The organism is Kitasatospora sp. NPDC059646, assembly GCF_042734615.1.
In the GTDB taxonomy this organism is placed as follows: Bacteria; Actinomycetota; Actinomycetes; order Streptomycetales; family Streptomycetaceae; genus Kitasatospora.
In genome coordinates, this window is sequence record NZ_JBHWDS010000020.1 from 84777 (window position 1) to 100688 (window position 15912).

At 74.4% G+C, this 15912-nt stretch carries 19 protein-coding genes; 7 read left to right on the forward strand and 12 right to left on the reverse strand.

The annotated features are described in order from the left end of the window. Positions 1-204 precede the first annotated feature (204 nt). From ACFV1L_RS16795 to ACFV1L_RS16825, 7 genes are all read right to left on the reverse strand, one after another. Positions 205-438: a ferredoxin gene (locus ACFV1L_RS16795; protein WP_380366516.1), complete on the reverse strand. Its 234-nt coding sequence runs from the start codon at positions 436-438 to the stop codon at positions 205-207. Further along, positions 435-1646: a cytochrome P450 gene (locus tag ACFV1L_RS16800; RefSeq protein WP_380366518.1), complete on the reverse strand. Its 1212-nt coding sequence runs from the start codon at positions 1644-1646 to the stop codon at positions 435-437. The genes ACFV1L_RS16795 and ACFV1L_RS16800 overlap by 4 nt, the downstream gene beginning before the upstream one ends. Before the next feature lie 155 nt (positions 1647-1801). Then, positions 1802-2206: a RidA family protein gene (locus tag ACFV1L_RS16805; RefSeq protein ID WP_380366519.1), complete on the reverse strand. Its 405-nt coding sequence runs from the start codon at positions 2204-2206 to the stop codon at positions 1802-1804. Positions 2207-2260: 54 nt separating this feature from the next. Then, positions 2261-3061 (reverse strand): ATP-grasp domain-containing protein, encoded by an 801-nt coding sequence (locus ACFV1L_RS16810; protein WP_380366521.1) that lies wholly within the window; start codon positions 3059-3061, stop codon positions 2261-2263. A gap of 71 nt (positions 3062-3132) precedes the next feature. Next, positions 3133-3444 (reverse strand): hypothetical protein, encoded by a 312-nt coding sequence (locus tag ACFV1L_RS16815; protein ID WP_380366522.1) that lies wholly within the window; start codon positions 3442-3444, stop codon positions 3133-3135. Positions 3445-3522: 78 nt separating this feature from the next. Then, on the reverse strand, positions 3523-4029 hold the full coding sequence (locus ACFV1L_RS16820) for a GNAT family N-acetyltransferase (RefSeq protein WP_380366523.1): 507 nt from the start codon (positions 4027-4029) through the stop codon (positions 3523-3525). A 60-nt stretch (positions 4030-4089) separates the two neighbouring features. Next, positions 4090-5619 carry a DUF2252 domain-containing protein gene (locus ACFV1L_RS16825; protein ID WP_380366525.1) on the reverse strand — a complete coding sequence of 510 codons (1530 nt, stop codon included), beginning with the start codon at positions 5617-5619 and terminating at the stop codon, positions 4090-4092. A 93-nt stretch (positions 5620-5712) separates the two neighbouring features. Between ACFV1L_RS16825 and ACFV1L_RS16830 the strand changes: the two genes are divergently transcribed. After that, positions 5713-6114: a pyridoxamine 5'-phosphate oxidase family protein gene (locus ACFV1L_RS16830; RefSeq protein ID WP_380366527.1), complete on the forward strand. Its 402-nt coding sequence runs from the start codon at positions 5713-5715 to the stop codon at positions 6112-6114. A 36-nt stretch (positions 6115-6150) separates the two neighbouring features. Here ACFV1L_RS16830 and ACFV1L_RS16835 read toward each other — a convergent pair whose 3' ends face one another. Both ACFV1L_RS16835 and ACFV1L_RS16840 read right to left on the reverse strand, forming a co-directional pair. Next, positions 6151-6927 (reverse strand): methyltransferase domain-containing protein, encoded by a 777-nt coding sequence (locus ACFV1L_RS16835; RefSeq protein WP_380366528.1) that lies wholly within the window; start codon positions 6925-6927, stop codon positions 6151-6153. A gap of 130 nt (positions 6928-7057) precedes the next feature. Next, positions 7058-7588, reverse strand: a complete 531-nt coding sequence (locus tag ACFV1L_RS16840; RefSeq protein WP_380366529.1) for a 2'-5' RNA ligase family protein — start codon at positions 7586-7588, stop codon at positions 7058-7060. A gap of 62 nt (positions 7589-7650) precedes the next feature. Here ACFV1L_RS16840 and ACFV1L_RS16845 point away from each other — a divergent pair, with 62 nt between their 5' ends. Together ACFV1L_RS16845 and ACFV1L_RS16850 are read left to right on the forward strand one after the other, a co-directional pair. Further along, positions 7651-8124 carry a DUF2809 domain-containing protein gene (locus ACFV1L_RS16845; protein WP_380366530.1) on the forward strand — a complete coding sequence of 158 codons (474 nt, stop codon included), beginning with the start codon at positions 7651-7653 and terminating at the stop codon, positions 8122-8124. Between the two features lie 240 nt (positions 8125-8364). After that, positions 8365-9462, forward strand: a complete 1098-nt coding sequence (locus tag ACFV1L_RS16850; RefSeq protein ID WP_380366531.1) for a chemotaxis protein — start codon at positions 8365-8367, stop codon at positions 9460-9462. A gap of 158 nt (positions 9463-9620) precedes the next feature. Here ACFV1L_RS16850 and ACFV1L_RS16855 read toward each other — a convergent pair whose 3' ends face one another. From ACFV1L_RS16855 to ACFV1L_RS16865, 3 genes are all read right to left on the reverse strand, one after another. Continuing rightward, the gene (locus ACFV1L_RS16855; protein ID WP_380366533.1) at positions 9621-10349 is read right to left on the reverse strand and encodes a VIT family protein; all 729 of its coding nucleotides are present in this window, start codon (positions 10347-10349) and stop codon (positions 9621-9623) included. 213 nt (positions 10350-10562) lie between these two features. After that, on the reverse strand, positions 10563-11192 hold the full coding sequence (locus tag ACFV1L_RS16860) for a Clp protease N-terminal domain-containing protein (RefSeq protein ID WP_380366534.1): 630 nt from the start codon (positions 11190-11192) through the stop codon (positions 10563-10565). Between the two features lie 94 nt (positions 11193-11286). Then, on the reverse strand, positions 11287-11865 hold the full coding sequence (locus ACFV1L_RS16865; protein WP_380366536.1) for an EF-hand domain-containing protein: 579 nt from the start codon (positions 11863-11865) through the stop codon (positions 11287-11289). A gap of 271 nt (positions 11866-12136) precedes the next feature. Between ACFV1L_RS16865 and ACFV1L_RS16870 the strand changes: the two genes are divergently transcribed. The 4 genes from ACFV1L_RS16870 (at position 12137) to ACFV1L_RS16885 (ending at position 15851) form a co-directional block, all read left to right on the forward strand. Continuing rightward, entirely contained in the window at positions 12137-12595 is a 459-nt protein-coding gene (locus ACFV1L_RS16870; protein ID WP_380366537.1) for a MarR family winged helix-turn-helix transcriptional regulator, read from the forward strand. Positions 12596-12728: 133 nt separating this feature from the next. Beyond that, positions 12729-13862, forward strand: coding sequence for a protein kinase family protein (locus ACFV1L_RS16875; protein WP_380366539.1), 1134 nt, complete (start codon positions 12729-12731; stop codon positions 13860-13862). A gap of 866 nt (positions 13863-14728) precedes the next feature. Beyond that, positions 14729-15241 (forward strand): hypothetical protein, encoded by a 513-nt coding sequence (locus ACFV1L_RS16880; RefSeq protein WP_380366540.1) that lies wholly within the window; start codon positions 14729-14731, stop codon positions 15239-15241. Positions 15242-15437: 196 nt separating this feature from the next. Further along, complete coding sequence (locus tag ACFV1L_RS16885) at positions 15438-15851, forward strand: hypothetical protein (protein ID WP_380366541.1); 414 nt, start codon at positions 15438-15440, stop codon at positions 15849-15851. Positions 15852-15912 lie beyond the last annotated feature (61 nt).

Below are 15912 nucleotides of genomic sequence, written 5' to 3' on the forward strand. Positions count from 1 at the left end.
GCATGGCCGTCACCCGGCGACCCGCCCGGCTCTCCGCCGACCCGGCGCCGTACCTCCGGCGCCGGTTCGAGGCCCTGCGCGGCTGCTGCGCGGACGCGGCCCACCGGGCCTGACGACCGTCCTGTGGTGGGACTGACCCGGCGCCGTGCGAAGCGGCCCCGGCCCGGAGGCGGGGTTCCTCCGGGCCAGGGGCGCGGCGGCGGCCTACCAGACGGGCGCCAGGAGTTCGCCGGTGGCGGCGTGGCGGACGGCGATGGCCTCGACGGGGCACATCTCGGCGGCCTCGGTGAGCTCCTCGGACGGGGCCGCCGTCGGGTGGAGCGGGGTGGCGCGCCCGTTGGGAGCGAGGGCGAGGGCGTCCGGGGCGGTGCGGGTGCACAGGGCGCTGCCGATGCAGCGGGACTGATCGACCGTCACGGCGACCTGGTCGGCGCTCACCAGGACACCTCCAGGCGCAGCGGGCTGCGGGTCAGCAGGCCGGTGCGCCAGGCGATCTCCTCGACCGGCGCGGTCAGGCGCAGCTCGGGCAGGACCCGGGCCAGGTGGTGCAGGCCGAGTTCGAGCTCCATCCGGGCCAGCCACGCGCCCAGGCAGTGGTGCGGCCCGGCGCCGAAGGTCAGCGACGGGGTGCCGAGCGGCGCGAACAGGTCGACCGGGCCCGGCGGGTAGACCTCCGGGTCCAGGTTGGCGGAGGCGCTGTCGCAGGCGATGATCGCGCCCTCGGGGATGGTCACCCCGCCGATCTCGACGTCCGTGACGGCCCGGCGCAGCTGCCCGGGGGCGCTGGTGCGGTCGCCGAGCGGGACGGTGCGCAGGATCTGCTCGGTCGCCGCGGTCGCCGCCGACAGGTCCTCGCCGATCCGCCGCCAGGCGTCGGCGTGCTGCGGGTCCAGCAGGTACACCAGGGCGTTGCCGAAACTGGTCATGGTGGTCTCGTGGCCGGCGATCACCAGCCCGATGGTCAGCGAGGTCAGCTGGGCCTCGCTCACCCCGCCGGTCTGGTCGGCGGCCTGGACCAGCGAACTCACCAGGTCCTCACCGGGCTTCTCCCGGCGGGCCAGCACCAGCCGGTACCCGAACTCGCTGAACTCCCCGATCGCGGTCCGGATCTCCTCCGCCGTGTACGCCGTGGTGGACAGCGCGTGGTCGCTCCAGTGGCCGAGCCGGTCGATGTCCAGGCCCTCCAGCTCCATCAGCCGGCTGATCACCCGCACCGGCAGCGGCTTGGTCAGGCCCCCGACCACCTCCGCGGGCGAGCCCGAGGCGACCAGGTCGTCCACCAACTCCCGCACCACGCCGTCCACCCAGGGCCGCCAGCGCTCGATCGCCCGTGGCGTGAAAGCGCGCTGGACGGTGCGGCGGATCGCCTGGTGGTCCGGCCCGTCGCTGTTCAGCATCGAGGCCGGGTCGTCCAGGATGTTCGGCGTCAACGTCAGCGGCGGCGCGTCCGGCGCGTACAGCGAGGCCCGGCCGAAGCCGGGGTGCGCGAGCGCCTGCCGGACGTCCGCGTGCCGGGTCAGCACCCACACCGGGGTGCCGGTCGGCAGCGCCGCCAGCCTCGGCGGGCCGGGCTCGGCGCGCAGCAGGCAGTGCAGGGGAACCAGCGGCTGCGCGTCGGGTGCCTCGGGGTGCGCGGCGGTGGTCATCCGTCCTCCTGGCGAGAGACTTGCCGGCTGCCGACCGGCAGCCACACCCGACCGTATGCGCCGCACCCGCCCCGCAGCAGTACCCAAACAAGCCACCCGCGGCGTCCCAACCGGTGGACCGGAAGCGAAAGTCGGTTCGACCCCGGGACGGTCCGTCAGTCGGCGACGACGGCCAGCGCCTCGATCTCCATCAGCAGCTCCGGCCGGAACAGCGCGACCACCTGCACCGCCGAACTCGCCGGCAGCCGCGCCGGGTCGAGATGCGCCCCGCGGGCCTCGCGGACCGCCGCGAGGTGGGCGATGTCGGTGACGAAGACCGTCAGCTTCACGACGTCCGCGAAGCCCGCCCCGGCCGCGGCCAGACAGCGGCCGAGGTTCGCGAACACCTGCCGGGCCTGCGCCAGCGGGTCGCCCTCGCCGACCACCTCGCCGTGCTCGTCCAGCGCGACCTGACCGGACACCTGGACCAGGCGGCCCGCCCCGGTGACCACGTGCGTGTAGTTGGCGGCCGGCGCGACACCCGGCGGCTCGGCGATGAAGGCGAGGTGCGAGGAGCTCATGGCGATCATCCTCGCCCACCGGCACGGCCGGGCGCACCCGAATTCGGCGGCCCGTCAGCCCTCGACCCGCGGAAGCTCGCGCAGGAACGGCCGGTCCGAGCCGGGAAGCAGGCCGAGCGGGCCCGCCGCACGCAGCACCACCTCCAGCACCGCGTCCGGATCGCACGCGTAACCGCCGCTCGCCCAGGCCGCGTTGGCCTCCACCACGGCCCAACCGCCCGGCGTGCGACCGACGTCCACCACCGCCGCGCTCGGCAGCGGCGCCTGCCCGGCGGACGCCGCCAGCACCTCGGCGGCGAACGCCGCCAGCTCCCGGCCGTCGGACTCCGGTGCGCCGACGGACAGTTCACCGTCGCGCGCGTAGCGGGACGCCGCCAGGACCGTGCCGTCCAGCACGAACAGCCGGTACTCCACGGTGAACCGCACCACCTCGCTGACCAGCACCGGCAGGTCGTCGTCCAGCAGCTCCGGGCCCGGCAGCCCGCCGCCGGCGTGGTACACCCGGGCCGCGAAGTGCTTGTCCGCCGGGGCCTTCACGAACGCCGGACGGGAGAGCCGGCGGGCCGCCCCGAGCGTGGCCGACTCGACGGTGCGGCCGGTCAGTTCGCGCGGCAGCGCGGCCAGCCAGCCCGCCGACGGCTCCAGCAGGCCCAGACCCAGCGCGCCGCCCACCGCGTCCGCGAACAACGGGCCGCCGTACAGGTGCACCCGGCAGTCCGTCAGCTCCTGCGGCGGGCGCCAGGAGGACGCCGTGAACGCCCGCATCCCGCGCCGGCCCGCGGCCGTGCGCAACTGCAGGCCGGTCTCGTTGATCCGGGGAGCGAGCAGCAGAATGGGGGAGGAGGAGACGCCCATGGGGGCGATCATGCCGGGCCGACACGCCGCCCGGCCAGCGGATTTCGGGCCGGCGGCCCGGCCCGGCAGGCTCAGCAGGCCGGCGGGCGCTGCGGGCAGTCCCAGTCGGCGGCCTCGACCGGCGCGCCCGGCTCGTCGGCCGGGCGGCAGCATTCGCCGTACGGCCACACCGTGACCGGATCCGGCCGGTGGCCGACCTCGAACGGCTCGAACGGGCGGACCGCCCCCGGCCAGTGGCCGTCCTCGTCCGGCGCGTGCGCGACCACCGCGAAGGTCCGGCCCGGCGGGAGCCAGCAGGTGTCCGTCCACGGCTCCACCGTCAACTCCGGGGACGCCTCACCACTGTTGCCCACCAGCAGCCGTGCCGTTCCCCCAGCGACCATGATCAGACCTCCGCGTCCGTTCGGCCCCGCAGCCGGGGCGGTGCCAGCCACCGGCAGCCGGGCGGGCCACCGGGTGGCTCAGAGAGTACGGCGCATCGCCAGCCGCGGCCAGCGGTCCAATCCGGCCGCCGCCTCCCGCGCCCGCACCTCCCGCAACTCCGGCCCGAGATCGGCCTCCGGCACCGGCCGGAACCCGCAACGGCCGTAGTACGGCGCGTTCCACGGCACCTCCGCGAACGTCGTCAACGTCACCGCCGGCAGACCCAGCTCCGCCGCGACCCGCGCCGCATGCTCCAGCAGCCCCCGCCCCACCCCGCGGCGCGCCGCGTCCGGGTGCACCGAGACCTGCTCCACGTGCAGCGCGTCGTCCACCCGCTCCGCGATCAGGTAGCCCACCGGCCGGTCCTCGCCGTCCACCGCCACCCAGGCCAGCCCCGCCTCGACGAAAGCCGCCAACTCCGCCACGGACAGCGGCTCGTCCTCCGCGATCTCCGGCATCCCGACCTCGTGGAACCACCGCCCGGCCGCCCGCTCGATGTCCTGAAGGACCGCCAGCTCCGCCACCCGCACCGCTCGTACCCGCATCCGCCCATTCTGCACGGTCCGCCCGCGTGATGATCAACCCGCCCGGCGGGACCAGCAGTCTCAGTCCGCCGTCTCGGCGGGGAGGCGGCCGGTGCGGACGGCGGTGAGGAGGGCGGCGTGGTCGGCCTCGGACCGGTCGGCGTAGGCGACGGCGAAGGCGGTGAGGGCCTCGTCGAGGCGGTCGTCCTTGCCGCAGTAGCCGGCGATCAGGGCGGCGTCGGCGGTGTGGGCGTGCGCGCGGGCGAGGAGGGCGCCGGTGAGGCGGCCGTAGTCGTCGAGCTGGGAGGGGGTGAGCGCGGCCGGGTCGACACTGCCCTTGCGGTTGCGGAACTGCCGCACCTGGTACGGGAGTCCGGCGACGGTCGTCCAACCCATCAGCGGGTCCGACACCACCTGCATGCGCTTCTGGCCGAGCACCACCCGGCGGCCCTCGTGCCCGCCCTCCGCCGGAACCGGGAACCCGGCCCGGACCAGGTGCGGCAGCAGCACCGACGGCCGGGCCTCCTTCACCTGGAGCACCAGCGGCCCGCCCCGCCGGTCCGTCAGCAGCACCACGTACGAGCGGGTGCCGACACTGCCCGTGCCCACCACCCGGAACGCCACGTCCTGCACCCGGAACCGGGCCAGCAGCGGATGCAGCTCCGCCGGCACCGTCCGCAGGTACGGGGACAACGACTCGGCGACCAGCCGGGCCCGCCGGTCCGACACCTCCGACAGGATCGGCGGCGCCGGCACGAAACGCCAACCCCCGTCCTCGGTACGGACGGTGGAACGGGCCGCGAACTTCGCGCCGGTGTTGCGCAGCGCCTTCGCCGACACCGCCGCCAGCACCTCGGCCAACTCGTGCGCCTCCGCGAACTCCACCAACTGGCGGTCCGCGATCGCCTCCCACGCGTTCCACGCGTCCAACGCCGGCAGCTTAGCCAGCCGCCGCACCGTCCGCCGGTACGTCGCCGCCGCGTCGAACGCCGCCTGCCGGCACGCCGACTCGTCCGCACCCGCCTGCCGACCCGCCAGCACCAGACTCGCCACCAGCCGCTTCAGATCCCACTCCCACGGGCCCGCGGTCGTCTCGTCGAAGTCGTTCAGGTCCAGCGCCAGCCGGCCCCTCGCATCGCCGTACAGGCCGAAGTTGGCCGCATGCGCATCCCCGCACAGCTGCGCCGCGACCCCGCTCACCGGCGTGGTCGCCAGGTCGTGCGCCATCAGCCCCGCCGAGCCGCGCAGGAACGCGAACGGCGAGGCCGCCATCCGGCCCACCCGCAGCGGCACCAGGTGCGGCAGCCGGCCCGCGTTCGCCGACTCCACCGCCGCCACCACCTCCGGCCGGGCCGCCGACAGCAGCAGCCGGGCGTGCGACTCCAACGGCACCCGCTCCCGCAGCAGCTTCCCGCGCCGCTTCGGCGTGTCCGCGAGCCCCGAGCCGTCCGCGACCACCGACCCGTCCGCGACCACCGACCCGTCCGGCTCCGCGGAACCCCCGCCCGCGAACCCGTCCACCGCGAACTCCCGTGCAGCGAGCGGCAGTCCGACGCCGAACGCGCCGCCCTCCGAGACCTCCACCGACGACACCCGGACCCCCTCCGTCACCCCACCGCACCCGGCGGGGACCGCCCCCACCAGCGGTGACGCTACCGGCCCCGGGCCACCGGCCGTCGGGCGGGTCCGCCGTACGATGCCGCCATGGCACACGACATCCACCACCTCGACCCCGACTACCTCGCCTTCTGGCGCGAGTACCAGCTGTGCACCCTCACCACGCTGCGCCCCGACGGCACCCCGCACGTCGTCCCCGTCGGCGCCACCTTCGACCCGGAGACCGGAATCGCACGGGTCATCAGCAGCCGGGAGAGCCGCAAGGTCCGCAACGTGCTCGCCGCCGGCGAGGCCGGCCAGCGGGTCGCCATCTGCCAGGTCGACCGCGCCCGGTGGGCCACCCTGGAGGGCCGCGCCGTGATCCGGCAGGACGCCGAGTCCGTCGCCGACGCCGTGCGCCGCTACGCCGAGCGCTACCGCCAGCCCCGCGAGAACCCCGAGCGGGTGGTCATCGAGATCACCGTCGACCGGGCCCTCGGCCGCGCCTGACCGGCCGGTCGGCCACCGGCCGGCGCTGTACGGCGGTCAGGCGCGGGCCGTCACCACGTGGAAGGTGACGGTGGCCAGGAACGGGCCGTCGGCGAGATGGGCCAGCCAGCGGTCGGCGTCCGCGGGCGAGAGGTAGCCGGCCGCCACGGCCCGGCGGGTGACCCGCTGCAGGCCGAGGACGCGATCGGCGGTGCCCACCTCGCGGAACACCGGCGTCAGCGGATGGACGTCGACCACCTCCAGGCCCGCCTCGGCCGCCAGGCGCGGCAGTTGGCTGCCGATCCGGGCATTGCGGACCGCGTGGTCGGTGACGTACCGGGTGTACGCGGCGGTCAGCGACGGATCCGGATGATCGACCGTCAGGGTGCCCCAGTCCGGCTCGCCCAGCACCAGCAGGCCGCCGGGGCGCAGCACCCGGCGGGCCTCGCGCAGCGCCAGCGCCGGATCCGCGACGTGCTGCAGCACCCGGTCCGTCCGCGCCCGGTCGCAACTCGCGTCCGCCATCGGGAGGTCGTGCACGTCGGCCAGCCGGATCGCCACCTGGATCAGGTGCGCCGTGCGGTCCGTCGCGGCGTCCACCGCCTCGCGGTCGTGATCGACGCCGTACACGGTGCCCTCCGGCCCGACCAGCTCGGCCAGCGCCACCAGGTCGGTCGCCGGACCGCACCCCAGGTCCACCACGGTCTGACCGCGCTCGGCCGCCAGCGCCCGCAGCATCGTCGCCTTGTAGTCGAGCCCCAGTTCGGAGACGGCCAGCCGATCCAGGTAGGCGATCGGGTCGGGCGGCACGGTCTCGAACACACGGGAGGTCATGACGGGAAGTCAATCAAACCCGGACCCGCCAGGGAAGCGTCTTTTACCAGGACAAGGGGCGTACGCCGGGGAGGTCCGGACGTTCGGCGGGGGAGCGACGGCGCGTTCCGGCCACCCGGCGGGCCGGACCTCAGCCGCCGGCCGGCAGCGGGACGGTGAGCTGGCTCTCCGAGTCGAACGTCCGGGCCGCGTCGAGAGTGCCCGTCACATCCGGGTGCCGGCCCAGCAGTTCGTGCGCCCGCAGCAGACCGGCCGGCTCGATCCGACGGGTCAGCCCCAGGTGCGGCATCCAACGGCCGGGAACGTACCGCGGATCGGGATCCGGCGCATCGGCCAGCAGCCGCCACACCTCGCGGTGCAGATCGACCAGCTCCGGACTCGGCACCACGCCCCACGCCAGCACCCGCCGCCGGCTGCGCGCACCGAACGACAGCAGACCGGTGAACCGCACCTCCAACGGCAGTGCCCCGGCGAGCAGTTCACCGAGCGCCACGAGCCGCTCCGGCGCGATCGCGCCGCACACCGCCAAGGTCAGGTGCGGACGGTGCGCCGGGTGCGGATTGGCCGCCAGCGAATCCACCCCGCCGTCGGCCAACTCCCGCCACACCGCCCGCACCGCCCGGTCCAGGGCAGGGGCGCAGGTCAACTCGACAGTCCGCATCCCCCCACGGTAGGGCCCGCCCCGGCCGCACCCGGCACCGCCCCGTGTGATGGGCTGACCGGATGCAGACCACCGAACCGTCCCCGCCCCACCGGCTCCCGCCCGCAGACCGCCCGGCGGAGCGTCCGGCGGACCGCCGGCGGGGGCGCGGCCCGGCCCGCGCCGGTTGGCTGCTCGCCGCCGCGGGCGTCCTCGGACTCGGACTGCTCGGCCCCGGACTGCTGCCGCACGCGGCCGGCGCGGTGCTCGGCGGCGCGCTGTACACGGCGCTGCTCCACACCCTGCTGATGGCCGCCGCGCCCCGGCTCCGGCCGGTGACCGCCGGGGCCGTCGCCCTCGCCGCGAGCTGGGCCGTCGAACTGTTCCAGCTCACCGGCGTCCCCGAGGCGCTCGGCGCCCGCAGCCGGCTGGCCCGCCTGGTGCTGGGGACCACCTTCGACGCCTCCGACCTGCCCGCCTACGCCCTCGGTGCGCTGGCTGCCACCGCCCTCCACCAGGCCGCCCGCCGCGCGGCGGCCGCCCGGCGGGGCCGCTGACCGAGCGAGTCGGCGGGCCGACGGGGCGTCAGGCGGTGTGCCGGGGTGGGGATCCGGCCGGCCCCCGGGTCGGGTTCTCCGGTCCGGGCCCGGGAGCGGCGCGGCGTGTCGCGGCGTGTCGGGAGGGCGGGCGGTCCGGCGCGCCGGACGTCAAATCGGTACATTTGGGATATTCGGGAGCAGAATCAGGCTTCGCGCGTCCACGCACAGAAGGCCGTACCGCCTTCGGAAAGGGTCTCCATGCACCCCGCCCTCAGCCCCGCCGTCCTCGCCGAGCTGCGCCGGCCGCGCCCGTACCCGGCGGTGTCGATCCTGATGCCCACCCACCGGCGCGAGCCGGACAACGCACAGGACCCGGTCCGACTGCGCAACCTGCTGGCCGAGGCGAAGGAGAAGGTCCAGGCCGACCCCCAGGTCTCCCGGGCGGACCGGATCGACGTGCTGGAGCAACTCGACCGGGCCCTCACCGAGGTCGACCTGGTGCACGCCGAGGACGGGCTGGCGATCCTCGCCGCACCGGGCGAGCACCAGGTCTGGTCACTCGGCCGTACCGCCCCCGCCCGGGTGGTCCTCTCCGACACCTTCCTGACCCGCAACCTGGTCTCCGCGCAGATCGCCGAACGCCCGTACTGGGTGCTCGCCATCGCCGCCGACCGGGTCGCGCTGTGGGGCGGCAACCAGGAACGGGTCACCGAGGAGACCGCCTACGGCTTCCCGCTGATCCGCGAGTACGACAATCCCGACCCGGAACGCCAGGAGCGGATCGGCGACACGCCCAGCACCTTCCGCGACGAGGAGACCAAGACCTTCCTCCGACAGGCCGACACCGAGCTCGGCAAGGTGCTCGCCGCCGACCCCCGCCCGCTGTTCGTGGTCGGCGACGCCCCCGCGCTCGCCCTTCTGGACGCCGTCGGCGCGATCACCAAGGAAGCCACCGTGCAACTCCCGCACGGCGGCCTCGCCCAGGCCAACGCCGAGACCGTCCGCCAGGTCGTCGAGCCCGCCGTCCGCGCCCACGCCGACCAGGAGATCTCCAACGCCCTCGCGCAGCTCGACAAGGCCCGCGGCCGGTCGGCGTTCGCGGCCGGCCTGGACGAGGTCTGGAAGTGCGCCGACGAAGGCCGGATCGCCCTGCTGGTGGTCGAGGAGAACTTCCGCGCCACCGTCCGCGACGACGGCGACCACCTCGTCCCCGCCGACGCCGCCGAGCCCGGCGCCCGCGAGGACATCGTCGACGAGGTCATCGAACGCTCCCTCGACACCGGCGCCAAGGTCAGCTTCGTCCCCGACGGCACCCTGTCCGACGCCGGCCGGATCGCCGCCGACCTGCGCTACTGACGCGCCACCACCGCCTGCTGACGCGCCCTCGGGGCCCGGCCCGCGCACCCCGCGGGCCGGGCCCCGACGCGCGGCGGCGCAGGCGCGGCGGTGACCGGCGCGGGCGCCGACCCGTGGAGGAGGGCGCGTGGCGAGGCCCCGGGCGCTCCGGGAGAGGGTCAGCCCGTGGACGCGCCGAGGATCGCGCCGACCGCGTACGTCACGCCCATCGCGATGCCGCCGCCCAGGACGTTGCGCAGCACCGCCCGGCGCGGCTCCGCGCCGCCCAGCCGGGCGCTCGTCGCGCCCGTCACCACCAGGGCCGCCAGCACCGCCACCACCGTGATCCACACCCGGTGGTCCGGCGGCGGCAGCACGATCGCCAGCAGGGGCAGCAGCGCACCCACCGTGAACGCCGCGAAGGACGCCCACGCCGCGTGCCACGGATTGGTCAACTCGTCCGGATCGATGCCGAGTTCGGTCTCCGCGTGAGCCGCCAGCGCATCGTGCGCGGTCAGCTGGACCGCGACCTGGTGCGCCAGCTCCGGATCCAGGCCCTTCGCCTCGTACAGACCCGCCAGCTCCGCGAGCTCCGCCTCCGGCGTCAGGCTCAGCTCCTGCCGCTCGGTGGCCAGCGCCGCCTGCTCGGCGTCCCGCTGGGTGCTCACCGAGACGTACTCGCCGGCCGCCATCGACAGCGAGCCCGCCAGCAGGCCCGCCAGACCCGCCGTCAGCAACTCGGTGGAGGTGGCGTTCGCACCCGCCACACCGACCACCAGGCCGGCCGTCGACACCACGCCGTCGTTCGCGCCCAGCACCGCCGCGCGCAACCAGTTCAACCGCCCGCCCAGCGCACCCTGGTGCGCCTCGTCGTGGTCCACCGGGCCCTGCCCCTGAGAAGCGGTCATGCCCCCAGTCTGCCCGCTCGCCGACCCGCCACGCGGCAGCGCGGACGGACGCGTCGCGCCGGGCCGATCGCGCGGTACGGGTCCGGGTGTCCGATGGGCGTTCGGCGGGCGCTCGGGTTCGGGCGTCGGGTCCGGGCGTTCGGTGGACGGGCGCGTTCGGGCGCTTCGGGCTCGGGCGTTCGGGCCGGCGGCCGGCAGGTGGGGATGGAGGGGTCAGGCTGCGGCGAGGCGGCGGGTCAGCTCGCGGTGCACCTGGCGGGTGGTCAGGCCCAGCAGGTGCAGGGCGAGCCGGCCCGGGCCCGAGGCATCCGCGTCCAGGACCGCCAGCAGCAGCCGCTCCGTCAGCAGGCCCGGCCCGGCCGACGGGTCCGCGAGCCGGGCGCACACCCGGGCCGCGCCCGCGTCGTACGGCGGGAACTCGCCGCGCGGCACCGGGAACCGCGGCCACGGATGGTCCGCCCAGGACTGCGCCAACGCGGACTCCCACGCGGCCTCCGCTACCCCCAGGCCGGAGAGGACCGCGGGTGCCGTGCCGTCCGCCTCGGTCAGCGCCAGCAGCAGGTGGCCGGTGTTGGTCTCGTTGTGGCCCATCGCCCGGGCCCGCTGCCGGGCCGCGTCGACCAGGGCGTCCGACTCGTCCTCGGCCGCCTGCGCGTCCTCGGACCGGGCCCCGGACGCGCCCGGCGGGCCCGCCGCCGCGAGGTAGTGCTCCACCAGGCGGTGGCCCAGCTCGGTCAGCTCCCGCGCCAGGCGCTGCGCGTGCGCGATCCGTTCCACGTCCCGCGCCCCCGCCGTGTCGGCGTCGACCCGGGCCACCCACCCCGCAAGATCCAGATCTGTCATGTCCACCAGGTTGTCGGGGTCGCAGCCGCCCGGTCAAACCGACCTGAGAGAAGGTCAACAGCGGCGCAGCCGAGTGCCACGGGGACCCCTCCGATCAGAGGGTGGTCGGGTCCGGGTTGCCCTGCGGGCTGCCGGTCCACCAGTTCCCCGGCGCCTGCGGATCGCGGCTGCTCCAGTACTCGACGATCGCGGTGACGAACTCCTCCGGGGACAGTGCGCCGTCGCCGTCCCGGTCCAGATGGGCGAACGCCGTGTCGGCGTCGATGCGGCGCAGGTGCGGGAAGTGGCCGCGCTGGAAGGCGAAGAACTCGTCCGCGTCCACCTGCCCGTTGCCGTCCGCGTCCGCGACCGCCAGGTACGCCCGGCCCAGTCCGCCGAGCACCGCGTCGGCCGCCGCCGGATCGTCCGCGAGCGCCGCCGTCGACTCCAGGAACTGGGCGCGGCTGATCGCCTTCGCCCCCGACGGCAGCAGCGGCAGGTGCACCTCGCGCCAGATCGCCAGGTACGCGTCCACGATCCGCCGCTCCTCCGCCGAGTCGGTCGGATGCCCGAGCGAACGCGCCACCGACCGGCCCATCAGGACGTGGTCCTGCTCGGTGAGCAGGCCGTCGCCGTCCGCGTCGAGGTGGTCGAAACCGTGACTGATCTTGGCGATGAGCAGGTCCTCGGACACTGGTGGCCCTCCGCTGGCAGGGAACTGACGGAGAGTCAGCATAGGGGAGCGCTCCGCGATCGGGGCGGCGGGTCCGGTTCTCGCGGTCGCGCGTGTTCGCGATCCGGGCTTGACTTCATGTCGACTTGAACTTCTAGGCTCGGCCCCATCCAGAGAGTGATCGAGCGGGCGGTCGACGGGCGATCCGAGCGAGCGAAGGGTCGACGAGACGCGCTCGACGGGACGTGCTCGACGGGACGCGTCCGATCGACGAGCAGGGGAGGGCACCACCGTGGAGTACACGCACAGCGACGCCGAACTGATCAAGCAGCCGATCGGCTACTGGGCCTGGGCGGCCTACAAGGCGGTCGTCAGCCGCACCCGCGGCGCACTGGCCGAACTCGGCACCACCCAGCCGCAGTGGTGGGTGCTCGCCCAACTCGCCCACGCCACCGAACCGCGCTACCGCGACGAGGTCTCCGCCCTCCTGCGCGGCTACCTCGACACCGGCCAGGACGGCCTGGACGCCGAGATCGACGCCACCGTCGAGCGCGGCTGGATCACCGAGGCGGCGGACGGCCGCCTCGAACTGACCTCCGAGGGCCGGGCGTTGTTCACCAGGGCGGCCGCCCTTCAGGACGAACTGTGGGCCGAGCGGCACGCAGGCATCTCCGACGAGGAGTACCTGACCACGATGAAGGCCCTGCAGCGCTTCATCCACAACACCGGCGGTCAGGCCTGGCACCACTGACCCGGCACCGAGCACGCCGCCCGCCCGAACCGTCGACGGTGTCCGGGCGGGCGGCGGCCCGCCTGCCCGGCAGCGCGCCTGCCCGCCGAGGGTAGGGTCGGCCGAACGGAGATGCCGAACAAGGGGGCTGTCGATGCGTCAATCCGACGATCAGGGATGCGACGATCCGGGATCCGACGGTCGGGGATCCGACGATCCGACCGGCGCGCGGATCAGGGCCTACGGGACGGTCGCCCCGGCGCTCGCGCTGCTCTCGGACCGGCAACTCGCCGAACGGATCCACGCCGCGGGCGGGACCGCTGGCGAGACGGTGGGCCGGACCGTCGGCGAGGCCGCGCCGGCCGGGGTCGGCGGGCGGGTCGGAGCGCTGGAGATCGACGGGATCCGGGTGTTCGTCAAGCGGGTACCGCTCACCGACCTCGAACTCGAGGCCGGCCACGCCCGCAGCACCGCCAACCTGTTCGACCTGCCCGGGTTCTACCAGTACGGCATCGGCTCCGCGGGCTTCGGCGCCTGGCGCGAACTCGCCGCCCACGCCCTCACCACCCACTGGGTGCTCGACCGCTCCCACGAGAACTTCCCGCTGATGTACCACTGGCGCGTCCTGCCCGACACCCCGCCCGCCGGCTTCATGGACCTGTTCGGCGGCATCGACGGCGCCGTCGCCCACTGGGACGGACACCCGGCGGTCCGCCGACGGCTCGAAGCACTCGCCGGGGCCTCGCACAGCCTGGTGCTGTTCCTCGAACACCTGCCGCACACCCTCGCGGACTGGCTGCACCAGCACCCCGACCGCACCGGAGCCCCGCAGGAGTGGGCGTCCCGCGAACTCGACCGCAGCACGCGATTCATGGAGGAACACGGCTTCCTGCACTTCGACGCCCACTTCGGCAACGTCCTCACCGACGGCCGGCTGATCGCCCTCGCCGACTTCGGACTCGCCCTCAGCACCCGCTTCGACCTCAGCCCCGCCGAACGCCGCTTCCACGCCGACCACCGCGGCTACGACCGCCACTACGCCCCGACCCACCTGCTCAAACACCACCTGCTGGACCGCTACCGCGGCGACACCGAACGGACCGACTTCCTGCGCCACTGGCGCGACGGCCACCGCCCCACCACCGTCCCCGGACCCGCCGCCACCCTGCTCGACCGGCACGCCCCGACCGCCCTGGCACTCGACGCCTTCCACCACCGCCTGCTGCACGAGAGCAAGCTGACGCCCTATCCGCAGGCGGAGTTGGAACACGCCGCCACCCGGGCCTGACCGGCACGACGCTCACCGCCGTCGCCGACACGATGACATTCCACCTGCGTTCACGTTGCCGCGTGAGGGACGCGGGCGCACCGAGAGGGTCAAGGATGGCGGCTCCTGCCGCGCTTCGACCTGCGCTCGCCGGACGTCCGATGGATCGAGGCGGTCACAGCGTTCCCCGGCCGGACCTCACCAACGGGCAGCAGGCGTTCGCGCGGCCGAGGCGCAGACATCCGGCACTCAGGAGCGCGGTTGCGTGTCCGAGGGGGCCGGTCCGTCGTTCCTCCCTCTGACCGCCTTCGTCGGCAGGGCGGAAAGACCGAGCGCACTCCAGGGAGTTGTCATGCAGGAGACCACCGAGGGCACCGTCGCCAGCGGCTGCCAATGCGGGCCCGGCTGTTCGTGCGGCTGCCAGTCCGGCGGCTCGTGCCAGTGCGGCGGCAGCTGCGCGTAGCCCCACCGCAAGGGCCCCGGGCGACCTTCCGGGGCCCCGCTGCATTCCCGCGCCCGGCGTCGGGGCAGGCGCGAGCCGCTGACCGGCCGGGAGTGCCCCCGGCCTGCGGCGCCGGCGGCCGGGACGTCCGGTCGCGGCGGCCCACGCCGACCTGCGGTACCACGGTGTCCTGCCCACGCCCTCGTTGCCGACCGACCCTTGTCGTACCGTCATCTGCCGTTCCGGTGCAGGGATGTGACGACACGACGATTCACCGCTCGGCGACGGATGGGTGCGTCGAGCAGCAGGACGGCGACGATGTCACGCCGCTCGGGCAGCCACGCACGGACCCGCCTGCGCACTTTGCATCGGCCGTGCGGGGCCCGCCGTGTGAATACCTGCTGGCCGATTGGGCCGCAGGCCGGAAGACTCAGCTGCTGTGCGGATGGGGATCACCGATTTTGAGCCGTCCTTCCTGGTAGGGATCGAGACGGTTCGGCAGGCTCACGAGTCACGCCTGGCGACGCTCGTCGGCAGGCGGCTGACGGGCTTCGCCCTGGTGCGCTTCGTCGAGGACGGAGACTGGTTCGCCGACTGCCCGATAGTCCTGGAGTTCGAGGGCCTCCACGTGGAGATCTGCCACTCGAAGTTCGACGAACTCTCGATCAGTTGGAACACCATCGACACCGCAGGGGCCATCACCGGGTGGGAGTGGTTCGAGCTCACGCCCGAGTGGTCCCGCAGCGACGAGCGTCTGGAGCCGTTCGTCGGCCAGGAACTGCGCCAGGTCGCACTTCTTGAGTGGCGGCCGGCGTGCCGTGATACGGCAGCCGGAACGGTGGTGGTGGAACTCACCTTCACCGAGGGCCGTCTGCGGATCGTCAACGGCCTCGACGAGAACCGCATCGAGCTGGCCGCGCCCCAACCGGACGATGTCCGGCACCGGTTGAGCCATTGAGCAGCACGACTCGCCCGGCAAGCTGCCGCCGTGTCAGGTACGTGTGCCGCGAGGCCCGCGACACACAGGAGCAGGTCCGGCCAGCGACGGATCGCCCCGACGGGCTGGTTGCGGTGGCGGCATTCGGTGGTGTGGGAGGGACGTCGTAGGCGTATGTCGCTGGTTTGGATGGTCGTGTCATGAGAGCCTCACGGCCGTGGTGACTGAGGCCGAAGCAGGAGATCTGTTGCACCGGCGTGGCTGGCGGACGGCGTTCACGGTCGCTGAACGGGTGGAAGCGTGGGCCGCCCTGGTGAGCTCGATCGAGCGCGGCTACGGCGACGACATCGACGAGTACGCCAACGACCTCTACTGCCGAAACTGGCTGCACGAGGCGTGGCTGCTGCTGGACGAGCACATCGTCCAGCGGTGGACCCCGCAGATCGAAGCCCTGGACGACCGGTACCGGGCTGCGACCGTCGATGACGACGGCCAGGCGCTCGACCAGTTCCACAGGATGCCCGGGCCTGACCTGTGGTGGTGGCGGCGACACCCTCGCATCCTCACCGGGGATCTCGGGCGGTCCCTCCGCTCGGCCGGCGCCATCGGGACGGATCCAGACGGCGCATGACCCCCTGCTCACGGGACGGCGGGACAGCCGTCACCACGGCACGGGCTTGGTCCTTCCGCAT